The sequence below is a fragment of the Bacteroides sp. 14(A) genome, from assembly GCF_000526555.1.
Lineage (GTDB): Bacteria > Bacteroidota > Bacteroidia > Bacteroidales > Bacteroidaceae > Bacteroides > Bacteroides cellulosilyticus.
This window is the reverse complement of sequence record NZ_JAGH01000001.1, coordinates 1,763,232-1,779,120: the sequence shown is the minus strand read 5'-3', so window position 1 is coordinate 1,779,120 and position 15,889 is coordinate 1,763,232. Positions and strand designations below refer to the sequence as shown.

The following is a 15,889-nucleotide window of genomic DNA, read 5'->3' as shown; positions in this document are numbered from 1 at the left end:
CTCAAAACTAATCGGACAAATAGATTCAGTCTGCTTGCAGCCGCACTATATCCAGTACCAATTCCTCTGTTTTCTCATTCTCATCCAGCGAATTATCAACAAAAAGGGCAACTCCGTCATTGGTTTCCATCCATCCTGTGAAATAGTTATATCGATGAGACGGTAACTTAGCCTCTCCCACAACCACAAAGTCTTTATCAAAAAACGTCAGATAAAGATCACGATCATCCATCAAATTCAGTATATCTCTCGTAGCATCAAATTCTATTCCTCCAAGATGTAAACGGGCATACATTCCCGTTTGCGGAAGATACATAAGATCATAGAAATGAGGATTCTCAATATTATGCCGTTCCCATTGCTCGTAGTTACCCGATTCGCATTTTTCCGCTACATTTTTCGTAAAACGACTATCTGCTTCAAAAACTTTTTGCTCTCCACTCTTACGATCCATAACATATACATGAGACTCGACCGGATAGTTATAAAGAACCTTTTCCGCTGTAAAGGTTATATTCAAATCACTCATATTGCCATAATCTCTGCCACTCACATTCGTAACAGCCACCGATGGCTGCAATAGATAGTCGACAGACGGAGTCATACTGTTCAGAAAAGTTTCCCGAACTTTAAAAGTAACCGGCGATGTAGAGAAATCCTTTATTCCATAAAGCAATGAATGACGTCCTCCGTCATAAAACAGTCGCGCTGTAGATATTGCATGATTAGTGTTTATCAGAATTTGTTCATTGTCTTTCAGTTCCGGACGTAAATCTACTGTTTTCAAAAGTTTCCCATCACCATTTATCAGGAGTATCCGTTGCGTATCATCATAAATCCAGATAGAGTCCGGAGTTTGTATAAAAAGCCCGGCTACAGAACGCATTACAGCTGATTCCCCCTGACTTGAAAGCAATATTTGCGATATCTGATGACGCTTCAAATCCATACAATCCAAAGCATGAGATTTATAATTGTATCCATAAATCAAACTCAGAGAGTCATTATGAAAATAAGAAGACAGATAATAAGACTTCAAATTCAAAACCTCCGAAACGGGGAACAGAATATCTTCCGTCTGCAACTTCACTTCATTAACCTCTTGTCCCGCAGATTGTTTCTTGCTCCCATTACAAGAAATAAAGAAGAAACAAAGTGGAAATATGATTAATGCCCAATGCTTTATACGATTACTAATAACCAAGATTGCTCTCGATACAGAAAACTTCGTTGTTTCATTTTTCATATACATTATATATTAGATGTTTTGCCTGGGCAAATATAAGAACTATGTATACACTAAATTGTAATTTTCATATAATTTTCCAAGTTTTATTCAAAAGACCTTTCTCCATATCATACCGCTTTGTTCCATTTCTCTTCTCCCATCCACCCTATTCGCATCTCCTTCGCTCCTATAGAGAGAAGAAAATAGCGAACTTAGTACGAAGAGGGTACGAAGAAGATACAAGGAAGGTACGAAGGAAGAATTATTGTTCTTTTTTTCGTTTTCCGATATTCCGAAAAAACGGAGAATATTTCACCGACATCTCCCTATTACCCCTCCAGAAACCTCTTGTGGGGGATATAAAAAATGGCTACACCCTTTGCCTCGGATGGCTACACCCTTTAGTGCAAATGGCTACACCATCCGGGACAAAGGGTGTAGCCCTGGCAAAAGCCGAATTACCGAATAATCTAAAAGTACGATAACCGGGTAGCATATCTAAATCAAATTATATATCTTTGCGGAAACAAAAATCCAACACCTATGAAGATACTTTATTATATTTACCAAATATGTTTTGCTTTACCAATTCTGTTGGTATTGACTATTCTCACGGCTTTGGTGACTATCGTCGGCTCTCTGATAGGCGGTGCACATATCTGGGGCTATTATCCCGGAAAAATATGGTCACAATTGATTTGTGTTTTCCTACTGATTCCTGTAAAGGTGCGCGGCCGGGAGAAAATACATAAACATACATCGTACGTATTCGTACCCAACCACCAGGGAGCATTCGATATCTTCCTCATTTACGGATTTCTGGGGCGTAACTTCAAGTGGATGATGAAGAAGAGCCTGCGGAAATTACCTTTCGTAGGGAAAGCCTGCGAAAGTGCAGGACACATATTTGTAGATCGTTCTGGTCCCAAGAAAGTATTGGAAACCATTCGCCAGGCAAAGGCTTCGCTAAAAGACGGCGTATCATTGGTTGTGTTCCCGGAAGGTGCCCGTACTTTTACCGGACACATGGGATATTTTAAAAAAGGTGCATTCCAGTTGGCAGATGAATTGCAGCTGGAAGTGGTGCCGGTCACTATCGACGGATCATTCAAAATTCTGCCCCGCACGGGAAAATGGATACATCCGTACCGCATGATACTGACCATTCACGATCCGATCCCGCCCAAAGGACAAGGTATAGAAAACATCAAGGCGACGATGGCCGAAGCCTACGCCGCCGTAGAAAGTGCTTTACCGGAAGAATACAAGGGAATGGTGAAAAACGAGGACCAATAATAAAATTAAAAATTGAAAATTAGAAATTAAAACGTTGCAATCCAAAAGATGAGTTTGTGAAACAGCATGATAACATGCCTTTAATTTTTAATTTCTAATTATTAATTTTTCCGCTCTCCTCCATACGCCGATGTTCCTCTATCAATTTCATATTCTCTTTAGCTTTATCGAGGAATTCCCTCACCAAAGGACTACTCTTGAAAGTTTGAGGGGCTGTACGGATGATATCCTCTATTTGCGGTGTCATGATGGGATAAGGCAGTGTACTGCACATCATCATGAATACGCTGGGACCAAGGACATTCTCATAATTGGTGGAAATGAACTCCTTGATATAGTCATTCATTTCTTTTACTAAGGCTTCTCCCTCCTGAGTCAGTTGTTCGTGGATGTCATCCAATGCGGCGCCATCCAGCACCATACGTGCCTCTTTCTTTTCCAGTTCTTCAATCTTCAACTCAAGCGAATTACGCTTTTCGATGAATTCATACAAAGCATTGTTTAGCGGCGTACCTTTAGCGGTGAGTTGAGAGTTGGATATGGAGACTTCAATCTTACCGTTCTCAAGTACAAGAGGCATGATAGCCTCATCATTCATGTAGAGCGTCACCATCATTACAGAGTCCGACGGACCACTCGTAGAGAACAAACCGTGTACCACTTCGGCGGAATCAATTGCTATCCACTGCCCGTCGCGGAGCGTTTTCAGGTATAACATCTTACCATCGAGGCTGGTCACCGATGACACACCCTCCACTTTATACTTGCGACTGCACGAAGCAAAAAGCACGAGCAAAAGCATTAAGGGCAAAATACGGTTCACATTCATTCTAATCATGCAGGAAACGATTTTTATGAAACACGATACAAAGGTACAACCTATTCGGGCTGTAAAGAAACTTTTTATCAATATTTAATTTTTGCTCTCTTTTTTCCATTAATAATCCTTATAAGGAGGGAGAAAAGAAAGGATATTTCATTTAGTTTACTTATTTTTGCAGTGATAACTAACAAAATGTAAACCCTGTAACTGAAACAAGTTAATCTCCTATGTCAACTTATGCTCCTTTTGCCAAGCCTCTTTATGTTATGCTGAAACCGGTAGGCGCCGTATGCAACCTTGCATGCGATTACTGTTACTACCTGGAAAAGAGCAAGCTATACCAAAACAACCCCAAGCACGTAATGAGTGAGGAGTTGCTGGAAAAGTTTATTGAAGAATACATAAATTCGCAAACCATGCCGCAGGTAATGTTCACCTGGCACGGTGGGGAAACTTTGATGCGCCCGTTGTCCTTCTACAAAAAGGCCATGGAACTGCAAAAAAAATATGCCCGCGGACGCACCATAGACAATAGTATACAGACCAACGGAACCATGCTGACGGATGAATGGTGCGAATTCTTCCGTGAAAACAACTGGCTGGTAGGTGTCTCTATCGACGGGCCACAAGAATTTCACGACGAATATCGCAAGAATAAGCAAGGTAAGCCTTCTTTCGTAAAAGTAATGCAAGGCATCAATCTACTGAAAAAGCATGGTGTGGAATGGAACGGCATGGCGGTAGTGAACGACTACAATGCCGATTATCCTCTGGAATTCTACAACTTCTTCAAAGAAATAGGTTGTCACTACATACAGTTCGCCCCCATCGTAGAGCGCGTATTCGGACATCAGGACGGACGTCATCTGGCCTCACTGGCCGATCGTGAAGAGGTGGCCGAACTGGCGGATTTCTCCATCAGCCCTGAGCAATGGGGCAATTTCCTCTGCACTCTCTTTGACGAATGGGTGAAAAAGGATGTAGGTACCTATTACATTCAATTGTTCGACTCTACCCTGGCCAACTGGATAGGCGAACAACCGGGCGTTTGCTCCATGGCAAAGACCTGCGGACATGCGGGAGTGATGGAGTTCAACGGAGACGTATACTCCTGCGACCATTTTGTATTCCCCGAATATAAGTTGGGCAACATTTACCAGAAGACGCTGGTGGAAATGATGTACAGTGATAAGCAGCAGGCTTTCGGACAAATGAAGCAGCAATCATTGCCCACCCAATGCCGGGAGTGTGAATGGCTGTTTGCCTGCAATGGCGAATGTCCTAAAAACCGCTTCGCACGAACGGCAAGTGGCGAACCGGGACTGAATTATCTGTGCAAGGGATATCATCGTTTTTTCAGTCATGTAGCGCCATACATGGACTTCATGAAGAATGAACTGATGAACCAACGTCCGCCTGCCAATGTAATGAATTTCATAAAACAATAAATTGTATAAACAGATAACAATGAAAATTAGAACCTACTTAGTAGCGCTTGCAGCGCTGGCGTTCGGCTCTACAGCACGTGCCGACGAAGGAATGTGGTTACTGCAACTGATGAAACAGCAGAACTCCATTGAGTTGATGAAAAAACAAGGTTTGAAACTGGAAGCGGATGATTTGTATAATCCGAATGGAGTATCACTGAAAGATGCGGTAGGTATCTTTGGCGGTGGTTGTACAGGTGAAATCATCTCACCGGAAGGGCTGATTCTGACAAACCATCATTGCGGATACGCTTCTATCCAGCAACATAGCAGCGTGGAACATGACTATCTGACCGATGGTTTCTGGGCAAAAAACCGTGGTGAGGAATTGCCTACTCCGGGATTGAAATTCCAGTTCGTTGACCGTATCGAAGACATTACGGACATCGTGAACCAAAAGATCGCTACCGGTGAAGTAACTGAAGTAAATGCACTCACCCGCCCGTTCCTCAATAAACTGGCTAAAGAATTGTTTGAGAAGAGCGATCTGAAAGGTAAAAAAGGCATTGAAGTACAAGCTTTGCCGTTCTATGCCGGAAATAAATTCTATTTGTTCTATAAGAAAGTGTACACAGACGTACGTATGGTAGCCGCACCTCCTTCTTCCGTAGGCAAATTTGGTGGCGAGACGGACAACTGGATGTGGCCCCGCCACACGGGTGACTTCTCCATGTTCCGTATCTATGCCGATGCTAACGGTGATCCCGCAGAATATGCAGCATCAAATGTACCTTTGAAGACTCCCAAATATCTGCCTATCTCTATCAAGGGGCTGGAAGAAGGTGATTACGCCATGATCATGGGTTTCCCCGGAAGCACAAGCCGTTACCTCACCGTATCGGAAGTAAAGGAACGTATGGAAGCACAGAACCAACCGCGTATCACTATACGTGGCGCACGCCTCGCCGTATTGAAAGAAGTGATGGCTGCCAGCGACAAAACTCGTATTCAATATGCCAACAAGTATGCCGGCAGCAGCAATTACTGGAAGAACTCCATCGGTATGAATAAAGCGATCATTGATAATGATGTACTGGGTACAAAGGCAGAACAGGAGAAGAAATTCGCAGAATTCGCTAAAGGTAAACCGGAGTACGAAGGTGTAGTAGAAAAAATAGATGCCATTGTAAACCAGACAATGCCGGTGACCGGTCAGTATTACTACCTGATGGAAGCATTCAGTGGCGCCATTGAATTCGGTAGCCCGTACATGGTTATGGATAACCTGAAAAAGGGATTGGAAGAAAAGAACGACTCTCTCATCAATAAGTCTCTCGAACAGTTGAAAGAGGTCTTTGCTGACATCCATAATAAAGACTACGATCATGAAGTAGACCGCAAAGTAGCCAAAGCTATCTTCCCGGTATATGCCGAAATTATTCCGGCAGAACAACGCCCGGCTTTCTATCAGGATATTGAAAAAGAGTTTAAAGGCGACTATAATGCTTATATTGATGCCATGTATGACAATTCCATCCTGGCAAACCAGGCCAACTTTGACAAGTTCATCAAGAAACCTACAGTAAAAGCTATCGAAAAGGATCTGGCAACTCAATATTCACGCGCCAAGATTGAAAAACTGAGGTCACTGGCACAGGAACTGAACAGTACTTCCAAAGAACTGGCATTACTGCACAAAGCATATATCCGCGGACTGGGCGAAATGAAAGAACCCGTTCCTTCTTATCCGGACGCTAACTTTACCATTCGACTGACGTATGGTAACGTGAAATCATACAATCCGCGTGATGCCGTACATTACAAGTACTATACTACTACGGACGGTATTCTGGAAAAAGAAAATCCCGAGGACCGTGAATTCGTAGTTCCTGCCAAACTGAAGGAGCTGATACTGAAAAAAGACTTCGGACGTTATGCTCTGCCAAACGGTGATATGCCGGTTTGCTTCCTCAGCACAAACGACATCACCGGTGGTAACTCCGGTAGCCCCGTGCTGAATGCAAACGGTGAATTAATCGGTACTGCTTTCGATGGTAACTGGGAGTCTCTTAGCGGTGACATCAATTTTGATAATAACCTGCAACGTTGTATCAATCTGGACATCCGCTATGTACTGTTCATCCTTGAAAAACTGGGAGGATGCGAACATTTGATTAAAGAAATGAAAATTGTAGAATGAGAAAAACAATCTTATCCCTATTCATAACATCACTTGCCTTCGCCGCACACGCTGACGAAGGCATGTGGATGCTGACCGATCTGCAAAAGCAGAACGAAGTCGCTATGACGGAACTGGGATTATTAATCCCGGTGAACCAGATTTATAATCCTGACGGCATCGCCCTGAAAGATGCAGTGGTTCACTTCGGTGGCGGTTGCACAGGTGAAGTGATCTCTGCCGAAGGATTGGTACTGACTAACCATCATTGTGGCTATGGTTCTATCCAACAGCACAGTACAGTGGAGCATGACTATCTGACAGATGGATTCTGGGCAATGAACCGCGAAGAAGAGCTTCCCTGTAAAGGACTTACCATTACTTACATTGATGAAATCCTGGATGTAACAGACTACGTCAACGAACAGTTGAAGATAGATCCGGACCCAAACGGTACAAACTATCTGTCACCCAAATACCTGAAGGAAGTAGCCGAGCGCTTCTCTTCCGAACAAGGCATTGCCCTGACACCGGGACGCAAGCTTGAACTGAAAGCTTTCTATGGTGGTAACCGCTACTACCTGTTTGTTAAAACCACTTACAGTGACATCCGTATGGTGGGTGCACCTCCCTCTTCTATCGGTAAATTCGGTGCGGATACCGATAACTGGATGTGGCCGCGACATACAGGTGACTTCTCTTTGTTCCGCATATATGCCGACAAGGACGGAAATCCGGTGGAATACTCCAAGGATAACGTTCCCCTGAAAGTGAAGAAACATCTTACCATCAGCCTTGCCGGATACAAAGAAGGTGACTTCACTTTCGTCATGGGATTTCCCGGACGCAACTGGCGCTATATGATTTCCGACGAAGTGGAAGAACGTATGCAAACCACTAATTTCATGCGCCATCATGTACGTGGTGTTCGCCAGGAAGCATTGATGGAACAAATGCAGAAAAATCCTGCTGTACGTATCCATTATGCCAGTAAGTATGCCTCTTCTGCCAATTATTGGAAAAATGCCATTGGTATGAACGAAGGACTTATCCGCCTGAAAGTACTCGACACGAAACGTGCCCAGCAGGAACAACTCTTGGCTCGCGGACGTGAACAGGGTGATGATTCTTACCAGAAAGCATTCGATCAAATACGCAGTATCGTTGAGCATCGCCGCCCTGCCCTCTATCATCAGCAGGCCATTCAGGAAGCATTGGTGACAGGTCTGGATTTTATGCGCATCCCCAACACTTCTGCCATGCTGGCTGCCCTGAAAAGTAAGGACAAGGCACAGATAAAGGCTGCCGCTGATAGCTTAAAGATTGCCGCTGACAAGTACTTTGCTTCCGTACCTTTCCCTAATGTGGAACGTACAGTTGCCAAGAAAATGTTGCAGACTTATATGCAATATATCCCGGCGGAACAACGCATCAGCATCTTTGAGGTCATTGACAAACGTTTCAAAGGTAACAGTGATGCCTTTGTCGATGCTTGTTTCGACCACTCTATCTTCGGCAAGAAGGAAAACTTTGAAAAATTCATCCGAAAACCGGGCTCGTATAAGTTGGGATTTGACTGGATGGTACTGTTCAAACATTCCATCACAGACGGACTGTTGCAGACCGCCATTGCTATGGCAGACGCCAACAAGAATTACAATGCCGCACACAAAGTATGGGTAAAAGGTATGATGGACATGAAACGGAGTGCAGATACTCCCATTTATCCGGATGCCAACTCCACCCTACGCCTCACCTACGGAAAGGTGTTGCCTTATGAACCGGCTGACGGAGTGGAATATGGTTACTATACCACCCTCAAAGGTGCCATGGAAAAGGAAGATCCCGACAATTGGGAGTTTGTGATTCCTGCCAAATTAAAACAACTGTATCAGTCCAAGGACTTCGGACGCTATGCCATGCCGAATGGTGAAATGCCCATCTGCTTCATTGTGAATACAGACAACACCGGCGGTAACTCCGGCAGTCCGGTATTCAATGCCAAAGGTGAGCTCATCGGTACAGGTTTCGACCGCAATTATGAAGGACTTACAGGAGATATAGCCTTCCGCCCCTCTTCACAGCGTGCAGCCTGCGTAGACATTCGCTACACTTTATTTATCATAGAGAAGTATGCCGGTGCCTCACATATTATCAAGGAGCTGACTATTGCGGAATAAATAAAAGGAAGTATAAAAATATCACTCGGATATTCAAGTGAACCATAATTCGCCCCTGCAAGTAAAGTGAATAACTAAAGTCAATCACAATGTTTGCAGGGGCGAAATGTTTTCATTCAACCATAGTACAACAGTTACCCACAGAGCACCCAGGAAAGAAATCAGAATCATTTGATAAATTTTCCGATGGAAAATGTTTCAAAATTGAAAGTATTCTAAAAAATACCCAAATATGCCATTTAAATAGTATGAAAAGCAATAGATCGTGAACAAAAGACACCACAAACTGTTTCACTATACAGACAACAACACTAATATTGTATTTATAAAAAAAATGAATTAATAACAGAAAGGAAAAGATTATGGAGAAATTTGAAGAACTTATACAATCAGAAAAACCTGTTTTAGTAGACTTTTTTGCAACTTGGTGTGGCCCATGTAAGGCAATGCATCCCGTATTGGAAGAGCTGAAAGGACAAATCGGTGATGGTGCCCGCATCGTGAAAATCGATGTAGACCAACATGAGGAACTGGCTGCTAAGTATCGTATACAAGCGGTACCCACTTTTATCGTATTCAAGAAAGGTGAAGCCGTTTGGCGTCATTCCGGAGTTATTAAGGGCAGTGAGTTGAAAGGCGTCATTGAACAAAATTCATAAAGAACAAACATTATGAAGAAAGTACTAACCTTTGCCATTCTGATTTTTGCCAGCGTACTGACATTCGCCTGCAAGGATGGAGCAAAAGCACAACCCAATGAACCGGAACAAAAAGAAGCCAAGAGCGGAGAAGTAATCGTAATGAACAAGGATATGTTTATTAAAGATGTATTCGATTACGAGAAATCCCAGGACTGGAAATATAAGGGTGACAAACCCGCCATCATTGATTTGTATGCCGACTGGTGTGGTCCCTGCCGCATGACAGCGCCCATCATGAAAGATCTGGCAAAAGAATACGCCGGAAAGATCGTGATCTACAAAGTGAATGTGGACAAAGAACGTGAACTTGCCGCATTATTCAATGCAAGCAGCATTCCTCTCTTTGTATTCATTCCGATGGAAGGAGAACCTCAGCTTTTCCGTGGTGCAGCTGATAAAGCCACTTACCAAAAGGCAATTGAAGATTTCTTGTTAAAGAAGAAATAATATATAAGAAAAAGTCACTGGAGTTATGTATGAATGAGGAGTGGCATATCTTTCCACTCATTATTGTACATCTCCGTGACAGTGTGATAACCGGACGCTTGCAGGGCCATCAAAGCTTGCAGGCGTCCGTTGTTTATACGCTCCGGGTAGTGGGAATCACTATTAACCTGTACACGGATTCCCTTTTCAAGCAATACAGGGAAGTAGCGTTCATTAGGATAGAAAGTACCCAATTCCAGATAAGATTTTGTATTAATCTCTACGATATATCCTTTTCGGGCAATAGCATCAAAATATTCCTGAATCAAAGCATCATACCAAGGCTCATCCAGTAAGCCGGGATGATAAGCAGATGCGTTATAGTGCATTTTGTCAGCATGACCGACAATATCAAAACCACCCAGTTCCACCATACGCATCAAACGGTCATAATAAAGATGCACCACTCTCACCAGGTCACCATTGAAATGTTTATTCACAAGTCTGCGGAATTTATCAGCCGTCACATCCACATCCACTATTTCTCCCTTATCATCATAAAGCAAGTGCACAGAACCGATACGGTAATCCAACGGTAATTCGCGGAAACGGACAACAGACGGATTGCTCTCTTCATTCAGATAGTCAATCTCCAGACCGATATAGAGTTCTATTTGTCCGGCATACTTAGCCTTCAGACGATGGAATTCGGCCAGATAGTCATCCATAGCGTCCCACTCCATAGTCCACGCTGTAGAAAACGGCAGAGGGGCATGGGAAGAAAATCCATAAGAAGTAAATCCTTCACTCAGGGCAAAGCGGATAAAGTCTTCCATATTAGCACGTCCGTCGCAATATAAGCTATGACTATGATAGTTCGTTAAATTTCCAGTTCTGTTGCTCATAATTTTATCATCTTATCATTTATCATCTTATCACCCTATCATTCTTCTATTTCACTAAGTTCCAGCCAACGCATGGTCTTTTCATCAATCAAATCCGTGATCTCGGGCAAACGCTTTGATTTCTCTGTGAGTTCTTCTACGGATAAGGTGCCACTGCACAGGGCAGCTTCAATGGTTTTCTTTTCGTCCTCCAATGTAGCAATTTCCTGCTCCAGCTGATCAAACTCCCTTTTCTCTTTAAAGGACATCCGGCGTTTTTCATTCAAACGCACTTTAGCGGTTTTATCTTCCTGCGGTTTAGAGGCTTCTTTTTCTTTCTCCTTTTCCAGCCGGGCTTTTTCTTCCTTCCAGTCACGATACTGGGTATAATTTCCGGGGAAATCACGGATATCCGCCTGACCGTTGAAGACTAGCATATGGTCTACTACTTTATCCATAAAGTAGCGGTCGTGGCTTACTACGATAACACACCCCTTGAAATTCTGTAAATACTCTTCCAGTACATTCAGGGTAATGATATCCAGATCATTGGTAGGCTCATCCAGCACAAGGAAATTAGGATTACGCATCAATACCGTACACAGATACAGGCGACGGCGCTCTCCACCACTCAGTTTATAAACATAGCTATGCTGGGTTTCGGGAGTGAAGAGAAAATGTTGCAGAAACTGGGAAGCGGTCAGCTTTTTACCATTACCTAACTCTATGACTTCGGCGATATCCTGTACCACATCAATCACTTTCATCTGCTCATCGAACTGTAAGCCATCCTGCGAATAATAACCGAAACGTACCGTTTCTCCGATATCAATCGTTCCGCTATCGGCTTTCTCCTCTCCCATCAGTATTTTGATAAAAGTAGATTTACCGGTACCGTTATTACCAACAATGCCCATCTTTTCATAACGGGCAAAAATGTAAGAAAAGTCTTCTAATATTTTAAGGTCACCAAACGACTTGTACAAATGGTCTGCTTCGAATATCTTGCTACCGATGTAGGAGGCCTTTACTTCCAGTTTCACATTGTCGTTATTAAACCGCTGTTTAGCTACTTTCTCCAGTTCATAGAAAGCTTCTTCGCGATAACGCGCTTTATGCCCGCGGGCTTGCGGCATACGACGCATCCATTCCAACTCAGTGCGATACAGATTGTTGGCACGGGTTATTTCAACATTCGTTGCATCGATACGCTCTTGACGTTTCTCCAGGTAATAGCTATAATTTCCCTTATATTGATAGATCTGACGATTGTCTATTTCAATGATTTCGGTACAGACACGGTCGAGAAAGTAACGGTCGTGCGTCACCATGAGCAGACTGAGGTTTGTGCGGCGCAGGTAATCTTCCAACCATTCAGTCATATCAAGATCGAGATGGTTGGTCGGCTCATCCAGAATCAGCAGATCAGGCTCAGTGATAAGGGTATTGGCAAGCGCCACGCGCTTCAACTGTCCACCAGAAAGATGCTTTACTTGCTGATCGAAGTTTCTTATCTTCAACTGGGAAAGAATTTGCTTTGCCTTCTGCTCATACTCCCATGCTTTTTCATGATCCATGCGCACCAGGATTTCGTCCAAACCAGGATGTCCTTCTGTTTCCATGCAGCGTTCGTACTCCTTTATCAGTTCTACCGTACTATTGCCATGATGGAAACAAGCTTCCAGAACGGTCAGTTCTTCGGGATATTGCGGGTCTTGTTCCAAATATCCGACCCTAAGGTCACGACGAAAAGAAATGGTTCCACTGTCATAGCCTTCTTTTCCGGCAATGATATTCAACAAAGTAGTTTTACCACTGCCGTTTTTGGCAATCAGTCCGATACGTTGCCCTTCGGCCACACCGAGCGAAGTATTCTCAAGCAATACCAAATCACCGAATGACTTGGTCAAATTTTCTATCTGAAGATAACTAATCACAGTTTAAGATTTATGATTTATAATTTATGATTTATGGCTGGTTGGCAAATGATCAGAGTAAGGATTTGTAGGTTTCTGCCAGATTGCAAGATTCCCCTGCCTTCACTTTGCTCCACACTAATTTCATGGGGTCAATCCATTCTCTAGTAGTAAGATTCTGCAATACAGGAGCTTCACGATTACCATCTATCAGAGTCATCCATTCTAACCCATCTACTTCATTGGCAAGAATCACACAGATGGCAATACCAAATGAAAGCCATGCTTCTTTCTTCTTCGGACCGATAGTTCCACTATCAATGACCTGTTGCATACTGTCCAAATCTTCTTCCATACCTTGGAAATCTTTTTTCAGTTGTTCTTTTACAGTAGTGGTCACCCACTCAAAAGCCTCATTAATCTGGTAGATTTCGGACAAGCGGACAGGTATAAGCTCTGCCGGATATTTCACTCCCTCTTTACGTATTTCCAACGAAGCGATAACGGCTTCGGCCTCTGCCACAGATGCTCCCTTGCTTACCGTAAAGGAACATTCAAAGGCAACATCATCCACACCGGTAATCCAAAGATGAGAAGTATAATAAGCCCCTTCTTCTTCAAACATCTCCTTACTGTAAGCACATGCCAAGCTTCCTATTTTAACGGAGACTGCCGAAGGATTGTCTTTCAGTTCCTGACGGGTAACTTCCCGACCATACATAGCGTTACCTTTATATGCAGAAATACGAAAATTTCCAGTCCATTCACTTGGATTATAGAAGAGAAAAGAGCCTTCCCCATCTTCAAACTCATTCCAGTCTGCGGGATACAACATGGAAAACCATGCTCCCGGAGAGATAAATTTCTTGCTTTGTGCCATTGCTATTCAGAGGTTAATAACGAGGCCACCTGACCTCGTTCGGCAAAAGTAACATTACATCCGTTGATATGCAAACAAACAGAAACAAAAAACAGCCGATTCTCACGAACCGACTGTCCCAATCATCATCTATGAATGAAGACCGTTACAGTCTTCAATATCTTATTAAATCTCTATGAAACTTCAAAGAAAATCATATTTCTGTTTCCGAGCGCAAAGATAATCAATGAAATATATAGATTCCCAATATTTTAAGATATTTAAATTAACGTTCTATAAACTATGGAATTTTATAGATTAATATGCAAAAAAGCAGCGATTCTTAATAACTAACCTCTTGGTATCTTCTATTTTCCAATAGGCTGTATCTTCCTTCTCACATCCTTAGAAATCTCCAAAAACATGTAATTCAATTTCCCGGAATGTATTCCTTCTTCATTTTGCTTATACTTATTATTAGCGTATTGCTTAGACTTATCGAATGTCAGTCGTGACATTTGATTCTGTGATTTACCTACCATCGTTGAATCCAGCTTCTCATCCGGAAAGAAATCATCCAGATCCACATCTCCAATCATAGTAGTTTCAAGGAAGTTCATATTCTTGCGACCGGCATCTGTATAATACCCCACAAACATGTGTCCCGGAGTACGAACTAATATTGGCTCTATATTAATAGCACGAAGCAAGGAAGCAAACAACACGCTACCATCCACACAGTTAATCTGCGAAGACTCCAGTGCATCATCAAACGTGCGAACACGCTGGGAAAAGACCACATTACTGGACAAACTGGTATTAGAAACAGAACTGTAACGGAAATTACGCTTTTGAAGTACGTTCCATAGAGCATAGACTTGCTTGTCCACCACTTCAGCATTGCCACCTTGATAGCCCAGGAAACGATTGACAATACGGGTGTTCAGTGCTTCACGCAACAGTTTATCAATCATCGGATTTTCCTCATTGACGTATGCCGCAAAGAAAATACCGGTATCATGAAATTTAGTTCCGTTCGTGACATACCCCAACAGACATTCATTAATGCTGCGAACAGAAAAAGTACGAACCCGCTGCCCCAAATCCTTATCATTCATTTCTACCTTAACAGCCACACTTACCGGTTCCGCCTGGTTATTATTCTTCAGCGCTTCGTAATTCCAGATAATATCGGGATAGATCGTATATTCCGTCCGTGGTTTAGCCAGCACAAACTCAGATACGGAACGGGAAAAGAACGGAGTTTCAGCAACTTCAATACGCACCCTGCTATACGCCTTCCCCGAACGAATCCGGATAGAAATGCAGGATTTAGAATTACCCACATATAAGGAATCAGCCGGAACAATGACTTGCGCATCCGTCGTCGCTACAGAAAGAATACTGGAAGGAAAGATGTTGCCTCCCAACTCATCCGTTATCTCAAACCCGGAACGGAACGGAGCCGTATTCAGCCAAAAGGAACCTGCCACAACCACCACCAATAAAGCTATCAGAGCGGGCAAACGCCATTTATATCGCCGAAAATTTATATTAGTCAACTCTTTCATACCAATGTTATTTATATTAAGACAAAGGTAAGTATAAAAACTGAAAAACTGGAATGCAAAAGTAATAGTTTACAGTTCTTCACCTTACCAAAACCGTGTCAAAGCCTTACCAACTCCGCGTCAGGTTCGTACCATCTCCGTGCCTATACGCTTGAACCTGATACGGACCCAATACGGAGTTAATACGGACCCGGTACGGAGTTTCTACGGATCTGACACGGAGTTGGTACGGACTTGGTATGGACCGGATTACCTTCAGCACATACAAAAATGTAATCAAATTGTAACACGTGTTTCACTTTCCCGTAACAAAAACACCGCACCTTTGTCGCTGAAAAGAAATAAAGTATAACTTTGTGGTAGGAGAATTTGTTTTGAATACCTCATATTAATTAGAAA

At 42.9% G+C, this 15,889-nt stretch carries 12 protein-coding genes; 6 read left to right on the top strand and 6 right to left on the bottom strand.

The window, feature by feature from the left end:
* Positions 1-25 precede the first annotated feature (25 nt).
* Positions 26-1,246, bottom strand: coding sequence for a DUF4221 family protein (locus K429_RS0106670; RefSeq protein ID WP_197031228.1), 1,221 nt, complete (start codon positions 1,244-1,246; stop codon positions 26-28).
* Positions 1,247-1,771: 525 nt separating this feature from the next.
* Between K429_RS0106670 and K429_RS0106665 the strand changes: the two genes are divergently transcribed.
* Positions 1,772-2,524, top strand: coding sequence for a 1-acyl-sn-glycerol-3-phosphate acyltransferase (locus tag K429_RS0106665; protein ID WP_007214472.1), 753 nt, complete (start codon positions 1,772-1,774; stop codon positions 2,522-2,524).
* A 94-nt stretch (positions 2,525-2,618) separates the two neighbouring features.
* Here the strand turns inward: K429_RS0106665 and K429_RS0106660 are convergent, their stop codons facing one another.
* Positions 2,619-3,362, bottom strand: a complete 744-nt coding sequence (locus K429_RS0106660) for a DUF4369 domain-containing protein (RefSeq protein ID WP_025726424.1) — start codon at positions 3,360-3,362, stop codon at positions 2,619-2,621.
* A gap of 212 nt (positions 3,363-3,574) precedes the next feature.
* Between K429_RS0106660 and K429_RS0106650 the strand changes: the two genes are divergently transcribed.
* The 5 genes from K429_RS0106650 (at position 3,575) to K429_RS0106625 (ending at position 10,281) form a co-directional block, all read left to right on the top strand.
* The gene (locus tag K429_RS0106650) at positions 3,575-4,795 is read left to right on the top strand and encodes an anaerobic sulfatase-maturation protein (RefSeq protein ID WP_007214474.1); all 1,221 of its coding nucleotides are present in this window, start codon (positions 3,575-3,577) and stop codon (positions 4,793-4,795) included.
* Between the two features lie 19 nt (positions 4,796-4,814).
* Complete coding sequence (locus K429_RS0106645; RefSeq protein ID WP_025726423.1) at positions 4,815-6,974, top strand: S46 family peptidase; 2,160 nt, start codon at positions 4,815-4,817, stop codon at positions 6,972-6,974.
* Positions 6,971-9,133, top strand: coding sequence for a S46 family peptidase (locus tag K429_RS0106640; RefSeq protein ID WP_025726422.1), 2,163 nt, complete (start codon positions 6,971-6,973; stop codon positions 9,131-9,133). Before K429_RS0106645 ends, K429_RS0106640 begins: the two co-directional genes overlap by 4 nt.
* Before the next feature lie 362 nt (positions 9,134-9,495).
* A complete protein-coding gene (trxA, locus tag K429_RS0106630) occupies positions 9,496-9,792 on the top strand; it encodes a thioredoxin (protein ID WP_007214477.1) in 297 nt (98 codons plus the stop codon).
* A 12-nt stretch (positions 9,793-9,804) separates the two neighbouring features.
* On the top strand, positions 9,805-10,281 hold the full coding sequence (locus tag K429_RS0106625) for a co-chaperone YbbN (RefSeq protein WP_007214478.1): 477 nt from the start codon (positions 9,805-9,807) through the stop codon (positions 10,279-10,281).
* A 23-nt stretch (positions 10,282-10,304) separates the two neighbouring features.
* Here K429_RS0106625 and K429_RS0106620 read toward each other — a convergent pair whose 3' ends face one another.
* From K429_RS0106620 to K429_RS0106605, 4 genes are all read right to left on the bottom strand, one after another.
* Positions 10,305-11,165 carry a histidinol-phosphatase gene (locus K429_RS0106620; RefSeq protein WP_025726421.1) on the bottom strand — a complete coding sequence of 287 codons (861 nt, stop codon included), beginning with the start codon at positions 11,163-11,165 and terminating at the stop codon, positions 10,305-10,307.
* A gap of 38 nt (positions 11,166-11,203) precedes the next feature.
* Positions 11,204-13,081, bottom strand: a complete 1,878-nt coding sequence (locus K429_RS0106615; RefSeq protein WP_025726420.1) for an ABC-F family ATP-binding cassette domain-containing protein — start codon at positions 13,079-13,081, stop codon at positions 11,204-11,206.
* Positions 13,082-13,133: 52 nt separating this feature from the next.
* The gene (locus K429_RS0106610; RefSeq protein WP_025726419.1) at positions 13,134-13,940 is read right to left on the bottom strand and encodes a DUF3805 domain-containing protein; all 807 of its coding nucleotides are present in this window, start codon (positions 13,938-13,940) and stop codon (positions 13,134-13,136) included.
* 347 nt (positions 13,941-14,287) lie between these two features.
* The gene (locus tag K429_RS0106605; protein WP_007214482.1) at positions 14,288-15,490 is read right to left on the bottom strand and encodes a hypothetical protein; all 1,203 of its coding nucleotides are present in this window, start codon (positions 15,488-15,490) and stop codon (positions 14,288-14,290) included.
* Positions 15,491-15,889: the final 399 nt, after the last annotated feature.